General features: G+C 71.4%; 16 protein-coding genes and 1 tRNA gene. 4 read left to right on the top strand and 13 right to left on the bottom strand.

Annotated elements, in window-relative coordinates; genetic code table 11:
- Nucleotides 1–9: 9 nt before the first annotated feature.
- Nucleotides 10–324 (bottom strand): cation:proton antiporter regulatory subunit, encoded by a 315-nt coding sequence (locus BLV39_RS33465; RefSeq protein WP_090801143.1) that lies wholly within the window; start codon nucleotides 322–324, stop codon nucleotides 10–12.
- 173 nt (nucleotides 325–497) lie between these two features.
- Between BLV39_RS33465 and BLV39_RS33460 the strand changes: the two genes are divergently transcribed.
- Nucleotides 498–875 carry a VOC family protein gene (locus tag BLV39_RS33460; RefSeq protein WP_090801141.1) on the top strand — a complete coding sequence of 126 codons (378 nt, stop codon included), beginning with the start codon at nucleotides 498–500 and terminating at the stop codon, nucleotides 873–875.
- A 38-nt stretch (nucleotides 876–913) separates the two neighbouring features.
- Here the strand turns inward: BLV39_RS33460 and BLV39_RS33455 are convergent, their stop codons facing one another.
- From BLV39_RS33455 to BLV39_RS33445, 3 genes are all read right to left on the bottom strand, one after another.
- Nucleotides 914–2,935, bottom strand: coding sequence for an NPCBM/NEW2 domain-containing protein (locus tag BLV39_RS33455; RefSeq protein ID WP_204082732.1), 2,022 nt, complete (start codon nucleotides 2,933–2,935; stop codon nucleotides 914–916).
- A 136-nt stretch (nucleotides 2,936–3,071) separates the two neighbouring features.
- Nucleotides 3,072–4,247 (bottom strand): winged helix DNA-binding domain-containing protein, encoded by a 1,176-nt coding sequence (locus tag BLV39_RS33450; protein ID WP_090801138.1) that lies wholly within the window; start codon nucleotides 4,245–4,247, stop codon nucleotides 3,072–3,074.
- Between the two features lie 4 nt (nucleotides 4,248–4,251).
- Nucleotides 4,252–4,629, bottom strand: a complete 378-nt coding sequence (locus tag BLV39_RS33445) for a MerR family transcriptional regulator (protein ID WP_090801135.1) — start codon at nucleotides 4,627–4,629, stop codon at nucleotides 4,252–4,254.
- Between the two features lie 59 nt (nucleotides 4,630–4,688).
- Between BLV39_RS33445 and BLV39_RS33440 the strand changes: the two genes are divergently transcribed.
- The gene (locus BLV39_RS33440) at nucleotides 4,689–5,408 is read left to right on the top strand and encodes an SDR family oxidoreductase (RefSeq protein WP_090801133.1); all 720 of its coding nucleotides are present in this window, start codon (nucleotides 4,689–4,691) and stop codon (nucleotides 5,406–5,408) included.
- Nucleotides 5,409–5,416: 8 nt separating this feature from the next.
- On the opposite strand, the gene BLV39_RS43305 is transcribed toward BLV39_RS33440, so the two are convergent.
- The 3 genes from BLV39_RS43305 to BLV39_RS33425 form a co-directional block, all read right to left on the bottom strand.
- On the bottom strand, nucleotides 5,417–5,602 hold the full coding sequence (locus tag BLV39_RS43305; RefSeq protein ID WP_176985222.1) for a hypothetical protein: 186 nt from the start codon (nucleotides 5,600–5,602) through the stop codon (nucleotides 5,417–5,419).
- A 52-nt stretch (nucleotides 5,603–5,654) separates the two neighbouring features.
- Complete coding sequence (locus tag BLV39_RS33430; RefSeq protein ID WP_090801128.1) at nucleotides 5,655–7,340, bottom strand: hypothetical protein; 1,686 nt, start codon at nucleotides 7,338–7,340, stop codon at nucleotides 5,655–5,657.
- 40 nt (nucleotides 7,341–7,380) lie between these two features.
- Nucleotides 7,381–7,453: transfer RNA gene (locus tag BLV39_RS33425), tRNA-Arg, on the bottom strand.
- A gap of 126 nt (nucleotides 7,454–7,579) precedes the next feature.
- On the opposite strand from BLV39_RS33425, the gene BLV39_RS33420 reads away from it, so the two are divergent.
- A complete protein-coding gene (locus tag BLV39_RS33420) occupies nucleotides 7,580–8,722 on the top strand; it encodes a DUF5925 domain-containing protein (RefSeq protein ID WP_204082733.1) in 1,143 nt (380 codons plus the stop codon).
- Here the strand turns inward: BLV39_RS33420 and BLV39_RS33415 are convergent.
- Together BLV39_RS33415 and BLV39_RS33410 are read right to left on the bottom strand one after the other, a co-directional pair.
- Entirely contained in the window at nucleotides 8,719–9,399 is a 681-nt protein-coding gene (locus BLV39_RS33415; RefSeq protein ID WP_204082734.1) for a response regulator, read from the bottom strand. The genes BLV39_RS33420 and BLV39_RS33415 overlap by 4 nt on opposite strands.
- Nucleotides 9,396–10,601, bottom strand: a complete 1,206-nt coding sequence (locus BLV39_RS33410; protein WP_090801126.1) for a sensor histidine kinase — start codon at nucleotides 10,599–10,601, stop codon at nucleotides 9,396–9,398. The genes BLV39_RS33415 and BLV39_RS33410 overlap by 4 nt, the downstream gene beginning before the upstream one ends.
- Nucleotides 10,602–10,730: 129 nt before the next feature.
- Here BLV39_RS33410 and BLV39_RS33405 point away from each other — a divergent pair, with 129 nt between their 5' ends.
- The gene (locus BLV39_RS33405; protein ID WP_204082735.1) at nucleotides 10,731–11,378 is read left to right on the top strand and encodes a class I SAM-dependent methyltransferase; all 648 of its coding nucleotides are present in this window, start codon (nucleotides 10,731–10,733) and stop codon (nucleotides 11,376–11,378) included.
- Here the strand turns inward: BLV39_RS33405 and BLV39_RS33400 are convergent.
- The 4 genes from BLV39_RS33400 to BLV39_RS33385 are packed head-to-tail and all read right to left on the bottom strand — an operon-like array spanning nucleotide 11,373 to nucleotide 14,876.
- Complete coding sequence (locus BLV39_RS33400; protein WP_090801124.1) at nucleotides 11,373–12,557, bottom strand: ABC transporter permease; 1,185 nt, start codon at nucleotides 12,555–12,557, stop codon at nucleotides 11,373–11,375. The genes BLV39_RS33405 and BLV39_RS33400 overlap by 6 nt on opposite strands.
- On the bottom strand, nucleotides 12,554–13,240 hold the full coding sequence (locus tag BLV39_RS33395; RefSeq protein WP_090801122.1) for an ABC transporter ATP-binding protein: 687 nt from the start codon (nucleotides 13,238–13,240) through the stop codon (nucleotides 12,554–12,556). Before BLV39_RS33395 ends, BLV39_RS33400 begins: the two co-directional genes overlap by 4 nt.
- Nucleotides 13,237–14,331, bottom strand: a complete 1,095-nt coding sequence (locus BLV39_RS33390) for a peptidoglycan-binding domain-containing protein (RefSeq protein ID WP_090801120.1) — start codon at nucleotides 14,329–14,331, stop codon at nucleotides 13,237–13,239. Before BLV39_RS33390 ends, BLV39_RS33395 begins: the two co-directional genes overlap by 4 nt.
- Nucleotides 14,328–14,876 carry a hypothetical protein gene (locus BLV39_RS33385; protein ID WP_143049999.1) on the bottom strand — a complete coding sequence of 183 codons (549 nt, stop codon included), beginning with the start codon at nucleotides 14,874–14,876 and terminating at the stop codon, nucleotides 14,328–14,330. Before BLV39_RS33385 ends, BLV39_RS33390 begins: the two co-directional genes overlap by 4 nt.
- Nucleotides 14,877–14,890: the final 14 nt, after the last annotated feature.

The raw sequence follows: 14,890 nt of genomic DNA, 5'->3' as shown, positions 1-14,890 counted from the left end.
CCTGCGACGTTATCGGGTTCGGCGAGGTGGACCTTGCCGAACCCGATCGGTCGCGGTACGTGAATGACCCGCCCGGAGCGGCAATCGCTCCTCGGTTATTCGGACAGGTGTGGTGAGGTTCGGTGCGAGCAGCGCGGAGAGGGCTCGCGCTTCGTCCACCGTCAGCGGCAGCCCGTGGGGCGCGGCGCGTGGGTCGTCGGTGGAGTAGAGCAGCAACTCGAACCATTCGTCGTGGCGACGGACGACGCCGATGCGGGCGCCGCTGGCGGTGGTGACGACGTAGACCGTCCCTAGCCGCACCAGTCGGTGGCGTTCGATCTCCATCGCCTCTCCTCCCGCAGCGGTCGCCTGTGGTGGGCGGCGGCAGGGTGCACCACGTCTGCCACCGCCCAACCCAAGGATCTCCGGACGGCGGCGCACCGGCCATCGATGCCGGCACCCATATTTCGCGCCGCGACCATGTAACTCCGTCAAGTCACGCGCGTAGCGTTCGCCGGATGAGCCAGCTCGTGGAGATCGTGCTCGACTGCCGTCATGCGTCGAGCCTGGCGCGCTTCTGGGAGGTCGCGCTCGGTTGGCGGATCCGGCCCTATGACGAGGCCGAGGTTGCCCGGCTCGCCTCGCTGGGACTGACACCGGAGACCGACCCGACGGTGGCCATCGACTCCCCGGACGGTTCGCTGGTCTTCTTCCTCCAAGAGGTTCCCGAGCCCAAAACGGTAAAGAACCGCATGCACGTCGATGTCCGGCTCCGGGACGAGGCTCACCTGGAGCAACTCCTCCGGCTCGGCGCCACGGTGCTGTCCGAGCATGACGGCTGGCGGCTCCTGGCCGATCCGGAAGGCAACGAGTTCTGCGCCAGGCAGCCAGCTTGAGGCGCCGCACCCAGGTGACCTGGGTGCGGCTGCCCCACTCAGCAGGACGCGGTCAGGCCCGCCCAGTTCGCGCGGTCGTTGTAGCCGCCGTCGCCCGCGTCGCCGACCACGAGGTCGAGGACCCGGACGCCGGTCAGGTCGACGTCGACCTGGCGGAGGTCGTCTCGCGTGAGCACACCGCTGTCGAACAGGACCCGGCCGTCGCCGATCACCTGGAAGGTCGAGGTGGCACCCTCGGGCCCGACGTTGCGGACCGCGTCGTCCAGGCCGACGACCGCCGCGAGCCGGGTGCACGCCCCGCCTAGGTAGTAACGGACCGTCGACGGCGATGCCACGCCGATCCCGGTCGGGTAGACCTGGCCCAGCATGCTGATCGGTGACCAGCCGCCGACGCTGAGGTCGACGGTCGGGCTCATCCATCCGCTGGTGGCGCTGATCCAGGCGTGGTGCGACAGGACGACCTCGCCGTCCGGGGCCGCCGGGGCGACCACCAGGCTGGCAGCGGTCGTCTGACTCACCCGTCCATGCCCGATCACGTCGTACGACGTGGTGGCGGTCAGTTCGTTCGTTCCGGTGGCGGCGTTGGCCGCGAGGGTCACCGCGAAGGCGAACGTGGTGCTGCTCCCCGGTGTCAGCACCTTCGGCGCCCGGCCCTTGGCCTGGACCGTCCAGCCCTGGGGCGCCGCGAGGCGCACGGCGGGCGTGAGCACCGGCAGCGAACCGTCATTGCGTACGGTGACCTCGACCCGCACCTCCTCGCCGGCGGCAACCACCGACGGCGCGCCCAGGCTGGCGGTCACGTGCGGGACGCCCGGCAGGCCGCGGGCCTTGCTGACGCGGAACAGCGCCGCGCCGTGTGCGGCGACGGCCGCGCTGACCGTGCCGGCGCTCTCGGTGACCTGGTCGGTCCACGCGTTCTCGAGGGTGAACCGGCCGCCGTCGAGCCCGATGGACTTCGCTTTGACGGTCAGGGTCTGCGGGCTGTCGCCTCGGTTGAGCAGCACGACGGCCCGGTCGCCGTTCGCCAGACGCTTGACCCAGGTCTCGGTCGTGCCGGCGGGGCCGACGCGGACGGCCTGGACGCCGGCCCGGTCCTGGTTGATCGCGATCACATCGGGGTCGGCGAGGATGTCCAATGAGGACCTGCTGAGCGTGCGCAGGTCACTGCCGATCATCAGCGGCGCGGCGGCCACCGACCAGAGCGTCATCTGCGTGCGGAACTCCTCGTCGGTCATGCCGAGTTGCGGCCCGAGGTAGTCCGGGTCGTTGAAGTGGCCGGGCCCGGCCACCTCGGGATGCCGCGCGTTCGCGTCGTAGTTGCGCAGCACGTCCTTGAACTTGATGTCACCGAGGAAGCCCACGTCGGTGTACGTCCGCCAGGACTGCGCGATGCCCGGTGCGTAGGACCAGGAGAACGTCGACTGCTGCGACTCGGGATAGTTGCCCCAGTCCGGCGAGGTCACGGGGTTGCAGAGGTTGAACACCATGGGCCGGTGGCTGGCGTTGTTCCGCAACGCGCGCGCGAACTCGGTGTAGACGGTCCTGGGGTCGAGGTCCGCGGCGATGCCGCACAGAAAGTCGACCTTCACGGCGTCGAACTCCCAGCCGGCGAACTGGTCGGCGTCGCGCTGGTAGTAGCCGCCGCCGCTGCCGAGACCGCACTTGCCGGGGATGTACGGTCCGGCGTCGGTGTAGATGCCGGCCTTGAGCCCCTTGGCGTGGATGTACTGCACGAGTGGCGCCAGCCCGTTGGGGAACTGCGCGGGGTTGGCGACGAGGTCGCCGCTTTCGCTGCGTGGGGTGGGCGCGGCCCAGTTGCCGTCGATCCAGACGTAGCGGTAGCCGGCGTCGCGCAGGCCGCTGCTGACCAGGAAGTCGGCGCTGGCCTTGACCTCGGCTTCGGTGGGGTCGCCACCGAGGCCGTAGTAGGTGTTCCAGCCCATGTACGGCGTCTGCTGCTGGGGTGCTGCTGTCGCTGGAGGGCCGGCGTGCGCGGCCGCCGGCACGGTCAGTTGACCGGCCGTGACGGCGAGCAGGGCAGTGAGCACAAATCGATTCACATCAGATTCCTTCGCTGCCGAACGAGGGGGTCACCGCGGGGACGGTTTCGACGATCTTCCATCTTGTTACGGCAGGAGGTCAATATTAATTAGTAATTTATGAGTTCTGGAAGGTCGAGGCCGGGGTCGACGGCCGTCACTGCATGGCCGGTGACGGGTAGACCGTGAAGACCCGCTGGCCGTCCAGCCACTCGGTGAGTCGTCGCGCTTCGGCCACCAACGGCTGGTGCACCGCCGGGGTGACCTCGTCGAGCAGGCGCAGCCCCACCACACCGTCGGGGCTCTGCACCCACGCGCCGACCACGCGCCCGTCGACCCAGACGGTGGTCCCGGCGTTGCCGGCGCTGTCGAAAAGCTGGGGTGCGTGCGGGCCGAGGTAGAAGGCTCGTCCCTTCCAGCCCATGACGGTCGGGTCGAGCAGCGGCAGGAGCGCGACCCACGGCTCGGGAGCGGCGACGGGGTCGAGATCGTCGGCGCGCAGCCAACCGATCGAGCCGTCCTCAAGGGACACCTGCTGCGCGCCGAGGTCCTCGAGCGCCGTCCGAACGACGGACTTGGTGGCGCCGAGCCACCAGGCGATGTCCTCGACGGTGCCCGGTCCGTAGGACCACAGCCAGCGACCCACCAACTCGGCGTAGCCCTGCTGGGACGCGAGCGCACCGGGCACGGCCCGCACCCACCACGCCTGTGTCGTCGTCCAGGTCGGGCGGCTCGCGTACCAGGCACCGGCGTTGCCGGCGCGTGCCACCGCGCCGTCAAGGCTGAGCTGGGTAAGGACTTTCGGAGCGATCGCGACCGGTCCTCCCCAGGTCTTGTCCGGAGCCTGGACGATGACGCCGCCGGCCTCGGGCACCTGCTCGCGAATCTGCTTGGACGACCGCTGCACGCCGTCGGCGAGCCGAGCCAGCACCGCGTTCTCCACGGTCGCGAGCCAGGCGGCTCCGTGCCCCCCGTCGGCCGGGCCCCATCGTTCGAGGTCCTTGAGAAGTCGTTTCCGGTGCACCGCGGCCACCCGGGCCGCCGCGCTCCCCCACACCGCCGGCACCAGGTCACGGGGAAACACGAACAGCGTCTCGCGCATCGACTGCTGCCTGACGAGCGAGCGCGTGTCGTAGAGCGCCCGCTCGACGTCGTCGACTGCGACGTCGTCGACGCGCGCCCAGCACGACAGGTGCACGCTCGGCGCCTCGGTCGCGTGTAGACACACCACCGCGCGGGCAGCCTCCTCGGGAGAGCTCACCCTGGCCGACTCCGCGAGCGCGTGCCGCACACCCAACCGGGCGCGGCGCTCCTCGTCCGTCACTACCCGCACGGGGTCATTCCGCCGGCTCGGTCGTGTAGGCGCTTTGCGGGCTCGGACGGGAGGTCTGCTCGATGATGGCGTCGAGTTTGCCCCGGGTGAGCGTCAACTCCGCGATCTGCCGGTCGATGCGGTCGCGCTCGGCCGCCAGCAGCGCCCGCGACTCCGGTGTGCTGACCTGAGCGTCGACACAGGGCAGCAGGTCGGCGATCGTCTTGCTGGAGAGCCCCGCGCCGTAGAGCGACTGGATCAGTTTGACCCGCTCCACCGCTGACTCGGTGTAGTGCCGCTGCCCGCTCACGCTGCGGGTCGCGGCCAGCAGCCCCTGCTCCTCGTAGTACCGCAGCGCCCGGACGCTCACCGCGGCCCGCGTCGCCACATCTCCGATCCGCACGTGTGACCCCCGTCTCGCACCTTGCCTCTGACGTCAGCGTCAGGTCTTAGCGTAACCGCATGCAGATCACCGGAGCTAAAGCTCTCGTCACCGGCGCCAACCGCGGCCTCGGCAAGGCGTTCGTCGAAGCCCTCGTCGCGCGCGGCGCCCACACGGTCTACGCCACCGGCCGTCGCCCCGAGCTCATCGACACGCCTGGCGTCATCCCGCTGCACCTGGACATCACCGACGCGGCCTCCATCGACGCGGCCGCCTCCCGGGTCGGCGAGCTGGACATCCTGATCAACAACGCCGGCATCTCGACCCACTCGCCCCTGCTCGGCGACAACCTCGACAACGTCCGCCGCGAGTTCGACACGCACTTCTGGGGCACCCTCAACGTCACCCGCGCCTTCGCGCCTCGGCTCGCGGGCGGCGCCATTCTCAACGTCATCTCCGCGCTCTCCTGGTACGTCTACGGCCCCGGCAGCAACGGGTACGCCGCGGCCAAGGCGGCGGAATGGTCCCTGACCAACGGCGTGCGGATCGAGCTCGCCGGCCAGCAGACGCAGGTCACCGCCCTGGCCCTCGCCATAGCCGACACCGACATGATGGCCGCCTACGACATCCCGAAGCTCCCCCCGGCCGACATCGTCGCCATGGCCCTCGACGGCCTGGAAGCCGGCAAACTCGAAGTCATCGGCGACCCCGTCACCGCCAACGTCAAAGCCGCCCTCGCCGGCGACCCCGCGACGTTCTATGCCGACGTCCAGGCGGCCCTGTTCGGCCAGACCGCCTAGCGGCTACCTCACTGCTCCGGCGCCTTGCGCAGCCAGAGCCGCACCGCCGCCAGCACGCACACCGCCGCGGCAACGGAGATGCCCGACTTCGCCGAATCGGAGAGCTCATCCAGAGAGCTGGAGCCGCGCGAAAGATAGAGGGCCACGAGCGCGGCGACCAGCAGGAGGACGGCAAGGGCGCGCCGCAGAATCATGGCCGCCATTGAACCACGGCACGTGCCGTCGTACCCACCAGGTCATGATCATCTAGCGCACGCCGCCGCGGGTCCGGTTGGCGGGTGTCGCGTGGCGCTGGGTCGGGGTGCGCGCCGGCGGCGGCCCTTGCCGGCTCAATCGGTAGGTGCGCAACGCCTCCCAGCGTCGCGCCTCGTCGGCCTCGCGGTAGGCGATGAGGCGGAGGCCGACACAACTCTTGCGGGTGCCCCGGTCCCGGGGGGACAGGTGGCGGAACCGTTGCCCGGTGACGCCGTGCGGAGGGCTCAGATAGGAGCCGCCCGCGAGCCGGAACGCCCCCTCGAAGAGCTGGTCAGTGTCGAAACTGTCGTGCGGCAGCTCACGGACGATCTCGTGGACGCCGCCGCAACAGTCGTAGATGCCGGCCGGCGACCGGCCCGCGACGTAGGTGCGCACCGGGCTCAACCGGCTGCCGCGATCGAACTTGAGGTTGGCGTGGAGAGCCGTCGGGCGGTCGTGCCCCCAGGGGTAGGGCTGGTCGACGCAGCCGGCGAGCGTCACCCACTCCGCGACCGTCGGGATGTCCCACCGCCACTCGTCACCGCCACTGCTGCGCGACAACGAGCCGAGGATGTCGGCCAGCTCCCGCCAGAGCCCGCCGAACGCGGTGCCGTCGGTGTTGTCCTGGGCGAGCACGTGAGGCAGGGCGGCGTCGACACGGCCGGAGCGACGAAGGATGGTGTCGACGTCGCCGACCGTGAGCGGCGCCTGCATCGCCTGGAACGGGTAGGGACACGTGATGTCGGGCGCGAACTCTACGAGCTTGGGCCGGAACGGCGCCGGCCCGACCGCCACGCCGAGACGACCGAGCAGGAGCTGGATCCGCTTCAACACCGCGGGGCTGCCGCCGCCTTCCCGGAGCACCTCGTCGTGCCGCGTCAGCGCGTCGCGGATGAGCCGCAGAGTCGCCGGGTCGTCGCGCGCGATCCCGATGAGGAAGTCGAAGATGGGGTAAAGCCGTTTGTGGTCATCGCCGGACTGGCGGACCGCCTCGGTGACGAGCGTCGCCATGACCCCGTCGGCGGGTTCGTCAGCGGTCGCGGCGAGGTGGGTCGCGAAGAGCCATTCCCAGACCTCGGTGAGCCGCGGAACGTGCTGGCGCTCGGCGCGCAGGATCAGATCGGTTTCCCGCAGCAGCCAACGCTTGAGGCCGATGCCGCCATCGTTGAGGATCGAGTCCACGAGCAGGACGGTCCAGAACTGGTCGACCGATCCCGCATGGACGGTACGCGGTCGGTAGGCGGTGCGGATCTCGACGCGGACCAGCGGCAGCGATTGGGCGAGGAAGTCGTCGAGCGGGGCGAGTGCCGTCGAGAGACCACCCGCCGCCTCGCCACGGAGCAGACCCTCGGAGACGCCGTGGCGCTCGAGCTGAGGTGTCCAGGCGCCGGCCGGGACGATGACCTGGGCGGCCGTGTCGTCCGCGACCTGCGCCGACACCGGCGGAAGGGTCGGGACGGCGACGATCTCCGGCGGCGCAGGGGCGAGGGTCGGCACCTCGACTGGGGAGGTGTCAGCGGCCGGCGAGCCCTCGCGGGTGGAGATCAACGCGACGACCGTCGCCGCCAGGCTGCCGATCCCGGCCAGCCAACTGGCGACCTCGATGCTCTGCGAGCCGAAAACCGCCGCCGTGGCGGCGAGGGCGACCGCAGCGACGCCGCCGATCACGAAGATCTTCGTTCGTCGAGTCAGCGTCACCGATCCATCGTCCTCACGGCCATCAGCCACGTCCCGACCGCGCCCTCGGGAGTGATTCGAACACCCGACCACGGCTCCGAGGGCCGCTGCTCTATCCCCTGAGCTACGAGGGCTTGCGGAGCCCGGATCGGCTCCGTCACCGATGTTAGCGTGCCCGGTCCACATGAGAAACCGTCACAAGGGCTCCGCCGGCCGGAAAACCGCTACCCACAACCGGATTCAGCGGTGATCATTGAGAGGTGCACATCCCTCGGCAGATCCCGTTCGAGCTCGGCGCCGCCGGCGTCGCGCCGGAGTCGGTGCTGCCCGTCGTGCTCACCGTCGACGACTCCGACTCCCCTCGTGACATCATCGACGCGCTCGCCCTGACCGCCTTCGTCGCCGGCCACCAGCCGCACGCGACGTCGCGTGACCTGACCGACGTGCGCGCGGACGCCACCCTGCTTCCGGCCGGCGTCACCACGCTGCGCGAGAGCACCAGCACGAACGAGCACGCCCGGCTGGCCTCCGGCGAGGGCTGGACGCTGCGGTCGGTGCACTGGCCGCGGACCAAGAGCGCCGAGGTCTCGGTCACCGCGGTCACGGCCGAGCTGTGCGCCGAGATCATGGAGCGCGCCGTCGAGGGGATGACCGAGGAGCCCGCGCCGGTGGAAGAGTCGGTGCAGATGGGCTTCTGGTACTTCGGGCCGCAGAGCCCGCAGCGTCACCCGCGGCCGATCACGGCAGGTTCCTGGGCCGACATCCGGGCCAACTACGCCGGTGTCGCGGCGGCGAGCTTCGACCGCCTCATGAAGGTCGACCGTGCGTCCGTCCGTGGCCGGCTGTTGCTGCTGCACGGGCCGCCCGGCACCGGCAAGACCACGGTGTTGCGGGCGCTCGCGCGCGAGTGGCACGAGTGGTGCCAGTTCGACTGCGTGCTCGACCCGGAGGCGCTCTTCACCAGCCCGGCCTACCTGATGGAGGTCGCCCTCAGCAGCTCCGGCGACTGCCGGTGCCCCGACAAGCGGCACGACAAATGGCGGCTGCTGCTGCTCGAGGACTGCGACGAGCTGATCCGCGGTGAGGCCAAGCAGAACACCGGCCAGGCGCTCTCGCGGCTGCTCAACCTCACCGACGGCCTGCTCGGTCAGGGACGCAAGGTGCTGGTGGCGATCACGACCAACGAAGACCTCGCCCGCCTGCACCCGGCCGTCGTGCGTCCCGGGCGTTGCCTGGCCCGCATCGAGGTGCCCGCATTGCCGTTCGGCGAGGCCACGGCCTGGCTCGGCACCTCGACCGGGGTGCCGGCGGACGGCGCCACCCTGGCCGAGCTCTACGCACTGCGCGAAGGCTACGGCGGCTCGGAGGAACGGGAGCCGGTCGCCACCGGCCTCTACCTCTAGCCGCTGCGATCAGGACCGGCGGGTTCCTCGGTCAGTCCGGCGCGGACGGCGAACACGGCCAACTGGACCCGGTTGGCGTACCCGGTCTTGGTCATCAGGTTGCCGACGTGCGTCTTGATCGTGGTGATGCCGAGATGCAGCCGCTCACCGATGTCCGCATTGGACAGACCGGCACCGAGCAGGCGCAGCACGTCGCGCTCGCGTGCCGTCAGCGACGCCGCCGGGACGGGGACCGGCGCACCCCGGTCGGTCCGCGCGGACATCGCCTGGGAGACCAGGCGGCGCAGCACCGTCGGGCTGAACGGATTCTCGTCACGGGCGGCGCGGCGGATGCCGTCCAACAGTTCGTCCGGGGTGGCGTCCTTGACCAGGAAGCCGCAGGCGCCGGCGGCCAATGCCGGGTAGAGGTGGTCGTCGTCGTCGAACGTCGTCAGCACGGTGATCCGAGCGTGCGGGCGCCGGCGCAGGATCTCCGTCGTCGCCTCGATCCCGTCCATCCGTGGCATGCGCAGGTCCATCAGGATGACGTCGGGCGCGAGCCGCTCGGCGAGGTGGACCGCGTCCCGGCCGTCGACCGCCTCTCCGACGATCTCGATGTCGGGTTCGGCGGCGCACAGCGCGCGCAGCCCCGCCCGCACCAGCCGCTGGTCGTCGACGAGCAGGAGCCGAATGCTCACGCCGACCCCGCCGCGAGCGGCGCCGGTGTGACGGCTGCCGGCAGGACCGCCTGGACCCGCCAGCCCGACGCCGCGGGTCCGGCGTCGAAGCGTCCGCCGAGCAGGTCGATCCGCTCGCGCAGGCCGAGCAGACCGTGTCCGCCCTGAGGCGGCCGCTGTGCCGCAGCGGGACCGTCGTCGGCGATGTGGATCCGCACGGCGCCGTCCGCCGTCGCCTCCACGGTGACCGTGGCACTCGCTCGGGGGCCGGCATGCTTGAGCACGTTCGTCAGCCCTTCCTGGACCACCCGCAGCAGGGCGAGGCCGCGTACCGCGTCGAGCCGCGCGACCGTCGGGTCCACGCGGGCGTCGAGGGACAGGCCGGCGTTGCGGCTGCGGGCGACCGCCTGGTGCAGCAGGTCGGGCAGGTCGGCGGGGTCGAGCAAGGGAGCGTGGGCCTCCTCCTCGATGGTCGCGGGGTCACGCAGCACCGCGACCAGGCGGCGCAGGTCGGCCAACGCGGCGGTGCCCGTGGCGTGCACGTCGTCGAGGGCGGCCGCCGTCTCCGGATCAGCGTCAGGGTCGAGGTGGCGGGCCACACCGACGCGCAGCACGATCGAGGCGACGTGGTGGACGACGATGTCGTGCAGCTCACGGGCGATGGCGGTGCGTTCGGTGGCTCGTACCATCGCCTTTTCCGACTCTCGCCGTTGTTCGAGCTCGATCGCGCGCTGCTGGGCCTGCGCGGTGGCGAGCCGGGCTGCCTTGAGGTGCAGGCCGAGGAGGATCGGCGCGCCGAGCAGGCTGGCGATCACGCCGGTGACGACGAAGAAGAACGGCGGCTGCAGGGGCTCCAGCGGCACGTCGACGAAGTTGGCGAACAGGCCGACGCCGGCCGCGATCGCGCCGACGGCGATCCATCGGCGGTCGCGCTGCAACGCCAGATCGATCAACGCCGCGAAGGTCGCCAGGATCACCACCACGTCGGCGTGGGTGCCGATCCGGTCGCAGACAACCAGGAGGGCGGCCAGGCAGAGCACCATCGTGAGCGGGATCCGGCGGCCGAACGCGAACAGCGCGGCGGCGCCGAGCCCGAACGCCCACGCCCAGCCGTCGACGGGGTTGCCGGGCTGGTCCGCCAACGGCAGGTAGCAGACAGCCAGAGCGGTCGGGACCAGACGCAGCCAGAACCCGCGGCGCGACCGTGCGATGGGGGGCGACACCCGCCGACCCTAGAACGCCACGCTGGGTACGCGGTTCCTCCTTCGGTAGGAGTGCGGTCCTGCCGCCGGCCAGCGGGACGGGCTTCGTGGCCGACGTCACGGCGCTCGGCGCCGCAGAGGCTGGTCGGCGTGACCACACCACCTGACCTGCTCGCCTTCCTCGACGCCGCGAGCCGGAACCCACGATCCGTCGGCGCGATCGCGCCGAGCGCACCGCAACTGTGTCGCCGTCTGGCCCAGATCGTGCCCCGCACGCACGTTTCGACCGTCGTGGAGCTCGGCGCCGGCACCGGCGCTGTCAGCGACGCGATCGGCCGGCGGCTCCTGCCGGGCTCCCGCCACCTCGCGATCGAGATCGACCCGCGGCTGGCCGAGCGGCTGAGCGCTCGACGGCCCGACCTCGAGGTCGTCGTCGCTGACGCCGCGGACCTGCGGGCGGTTCTGCGCGAACGCGGCGTGGACCGGGTCGACGCGGTGGTCAGTGGCCTGCCGTGGTCGCTCTTCCCGGCGGCGGCGCAGCAACGGATCATGACCGCGGTCGCCCAGGTGCTCGCCCCGGGCGCCGGGTTCGCGACGTTCGCGTATCTGCACGCGCTGCCGCTCGCCGGCGCCCGCGGCCTGCGCCGTCTCCTGCACGGCACCTTCGACGAGGTCATCGCGAGCGCGTCGGTGTGGCGCAACCTTCCGCCCGCGCTCACCTACACCTGCCGCCGCCCCACCGCGCGCTCCACCTGGGTCACCCCGTGCGTCCCCACCGCCTACCCGGCGCGGTCATAGCGTCCGCAGGGCGTCGGTCGGGGAAAGGCGAGCCGCACGTAGGGCCGGGTACAGCCCGGCACACCCGCCGATCAGCAGAGCGGAGGCGACCCCTGCCCCCACGGCGTACGCGGGCACCAGGGTCTGCCATCCGCGCGCGGTCGCCATGGCGAAGGTGACCGCCGTGCCCAACATGATGCCCGCCACTCCCCCGGCGGCACCCAGCAGCAGCGACTCCACCAGAAACTGGGCACCGACATGGCCACGGGTGGCGCCGAGAGCGCGACGCAGGCCGACTTCGCCACGCCGTTCCAGCACCGAGATCACCAGCACGTTGGCGATGCCGATGCCACCGACCAGCAGCGCCACCACGCCGAGACCGAGCATGAGAACCGTGGTGCCGTCCGTGACCGCCAGCCGGGCGGTGAGCGCCTCCGACGGCCGGCTGACCGCGACCTCCTCCGGATGCGCCGGGTTCGCCGCACGCGCCAGGAGGCCGGCAACCTCGTCGGTGCGGTCGGTCTGAGCGCGCACGAAGATCCGCGTGGGGCTCCCCTGGTAGCCGAACTCGGTGGCCGCCACGGCGGCGCCGATGAAGGCCGCGGTGTCGAGCTCGGGAGCCAGGTCCACCGGGGCCATCACCCCGATCACGGTGAACCAACGATCGCCGAGGTAGACCTGCGGACGGCCGGTGACATCCCGGACGCCGAGCACTGTCGCGGCGTAGGTGCCGAGGACGACAGCCGGGTAGCGGCTCACCGCCGGGTCCAGGAAGCGGCCCTCCAGCATCCTGCCGTCCAGGGTCGTGAGGAGGGCGGGGTCGGCGACCCGGACGGACAGCCCGCCTGTGCGCCCGCTCGGGATGCGGTCGGTGCGGTACACACGTACCGGGAGCGTCGCCGTCGCGGCAGCCGACAGCACTCCGTCGGTCCGCGCCACCCCCGGTGCGGCGGTGGGCGGCAGTTCGGCCTCGTCGCCGCCGGTCGTCTTGCCGGTGGCGACGGTGAGCAGGTTGGTGCCCACGCGGTCGATTTCGGCGAGCACGTCGGCCTGGCTGGATTGGGTCACACCCAGCACCGCGACCATCGCGGCGATGCCGATGGCGACGCCGAGGATCGACAGCACGGCTCGCCCGGGTCGCGAGCGCAGACCGACCGTGCTGACCGGCAGCAGGTCCGCCAGACGCAGTCTGGACCTCACGACGCGGCCCCCGTGTCCAGGACGACCCGACCGTCGCGCAGCTCGACGCGGCGACTCATCGTCGAGGCGATCCGCTCGTCGTGTGTGATCACCACGATGGTGGTCCCGTCGGCGTTGAGCTCCTGGAGCAGGCCGATCACGCCGTCGCCGGCGACGGAGTCGAGGTTGCCCGTCGGCTCGTCCGCCAACACCACCGCGGGCCGGCCGACCAACGCGCGAGCGATGGCGACCCGCTGCCGCTCCCCACCGGACAGCCGCGCGGCCGGAAAATCGGCGCGGTGCGCCAGGCCGACCCGTTCGAGAGCGTCCCGGGCCGCGGCACGCCGCCGGCCACCCGGCACGCCCCGGTAGATCAGCCCGGTCGCCACGTTCTCCACGGCGGTGAGCCGATCCAGCAGGACGAACTGTTGGAAGACCACGCCGAGGCGGTGCGCCCGGACGCCCGAGAGCTGCCGGTCGCGCAACGTCTCGACCGGGCTGCCGGCGATCCGCACCGAGCCCCCGGAGGGGCGGTCCAGCCCGGCGGCGAGGTTCAGCAGCGTGGTCTTACCGGAACCGGACGGGCCCAGGACGGCCACCAGCTCGCCACCGCACACGGTGAACGTGACGCCGCGCAGCGACTCGACCGGCGGTGGGCCGGGATAGACCTTCCACACGTCGACCAGCTCGAGGACCGCAGTCATGACGCCGGCACCTCCACGGACTGCCCTTCGACGAGGCCGCCGACGATCTCCACCTGTCCGCTGGTCTCGTCGAAGCTGCCCGGCTCGACAGGCACCACACCGCCGCCAACCAGGCGCACCTGGTAGCCGCCGCCCGGACGGGCGAGCAGTGCGGCGATCGGCAGGAGCAGCACGTCGGGCCGGGAGCTCGTAGTGACCTCGACCGTGACCGGCGCCTCGTCCAACGTGAATCCGCGCGGCAGGCGCACGCTGATCGTGACCGGGACGGTCGCGGCGTCCGGCTGCTGCGGACCGTCGAGGCTCGAGCTGTCGGCCGGAGCCGTCGCGGCCTGGCCGATCGCGGTCACCCGACCCGGGATCGGGTCACTGTCCGGCGGTGAGACCTTGACCTGATCCCCGACGCGAACCCTGCCACGTGCGCCCGTGTCGAGCTGGCCGACCACCGCGCGGCTCGTCGACGTGCCGGTGAGCGCCGTCGCACCCGGCGCCATGGCGGCGCCGACCTGGAGCGGTAGTGCCGTGACCCGCAACGGCGTGGGCAGGAACACGATCTGTCCCTGGTGGAGTCGACCGGTGCGGTCGTACGCCTGCCGGCCCCAGGCTCTCTCCCACCGCCTGATCGCCGCAGCGGTGGCCGCGCTGAAATGGCGGTCCACCGTCATCCGATGGTCTGGATCGAAGCCCATGGCGACCAGGTTCGTTTCGAGCTGACGCACGTCCGGGCCGTCGGTCATGCCGGGCCCGAAGTCCCGATACACCGGGACCGCGCCGAGCAGCAGGCGCACCGGCGCGTCCGACACCCGAAAGAGGATGCCGCCGCGTCCGATCGTCGTGCCTGGCCGGGAGGCGGCGGTGAGCACACCGGGGGAACCCTGGTAGCTGACCGCGTACGTCCCCGTGTAGGCGAGTATGCCGTCGATCTGGATGCTCTGGGTCAGGGTTCCTCTGGTCACCTCCGCGGTGCCGGTCGATATGCCGCTCGTGGGCGTGGTGGCCGATGTCGGATCCGACCGGACCGCGTAGACCACACCGGCCGCGAGCGGTGCGGCCACCGCGAGCGCGACGACAGCGCCGGCCCGCCGCCGGCTCACTTCTTTCCTCCGCCCGGGCCACTGTTGATGGCGATCCGGCCGCTCCAGATGCTGCGGCAGGCTTCGATCGCCTTGGTCATCTGATCCTTGGGGACGCCGTTTGCCAGCGCGGTGCCGCTGAGGTCGAAGGAGCCGTCGGATCTCGGATCGGGCCAGGCCGGAAGGCCGTTCGTGCGCACGCACTCCGCGTACTCCCGCAGCTTGCGCAGGTCGTCGGCCGAGACCTGCTCCTTGGGACGGAACGCGTTGGGCGGATAGCGGTCCTCGATCGGTTTGCACGCCTCGATGATGTCCGGGTGTTCGGCGCCGTCCTCTTTCCAGTTGTAGTCGTCTTGGGGCGGGAAGCTGAGGTAGCCCTCCTCGGTGAGCTGCGCGTCCGGCATCCGCGGTAGGCCTTTGTCGCGCATGCACTGAACCCATTCCTGGCCGAGGGCGAGCAACTCCTGACGGCTTGCCGACGGTGCGGCCGACGGAGTAGCCGAGCCTGATGCGGCGCCAAGGTGGCAGCCGGCGAGCGCGGCGGCGAGCAACAGCGGGATGAGCACAAGGGACCTGGTTC

Source organism: Asanoa ishikariensis (genome assembly GCF_900107455.1).
GTDB lineage: Bacteria > Actinomycetota > Actinomycetes > Mycobacteriales > Micromonosporaceae > Asanoa > Asanoa ishikariensis.
The sequence above is the reverse complement of the archived record's forward strand: the minus strand, read 5'-3'. Positions and strand labels throughout refer to the sequence as shown.

What these genes read in the sequence shown, in the direction of transcription:
- BLV39_RS33465 (WP_090801143.1), bottom strand. Translation starts at nt 324, where the DNA reads ATGGAGATCGAACGCCACCGACTGGTGCGGCTAGGGACGGTCTACGTC.
- BLV39_RS33460 (WP_090801141.1), top strand. Translation starts at nt 498, where the DNA reads ATGAGCCAGCTCGTGGAGATCGTGCTCGACTGCCGTCATGCGTCGAGC.
- BLV39_RS33440 (WP_090801133.1), top strand. Translation starts at nt 4,689, where the DNA reads ATGCAGATCACCGGAGCTAAAGCTCTCGTCACCGGCGCCAACCGCGGC.
- BLV39_RS43305 (WP_176985222.1), bottom strand. Translation starts at nt 5,602, where the DNA reads ATGATTCTGCGGCGCGCCCTTGCCGTCCTCCTGCTGGTCGCCGCGCTC.
- BLV39_RS33395 (WP_090801122.1), bottom strand. Translation starts at nt 13,240, where the DNA reads ATGACTGCGGTCCTCGAGCTGGTCGACGTGTGGAAGGTCTATCCCGGC.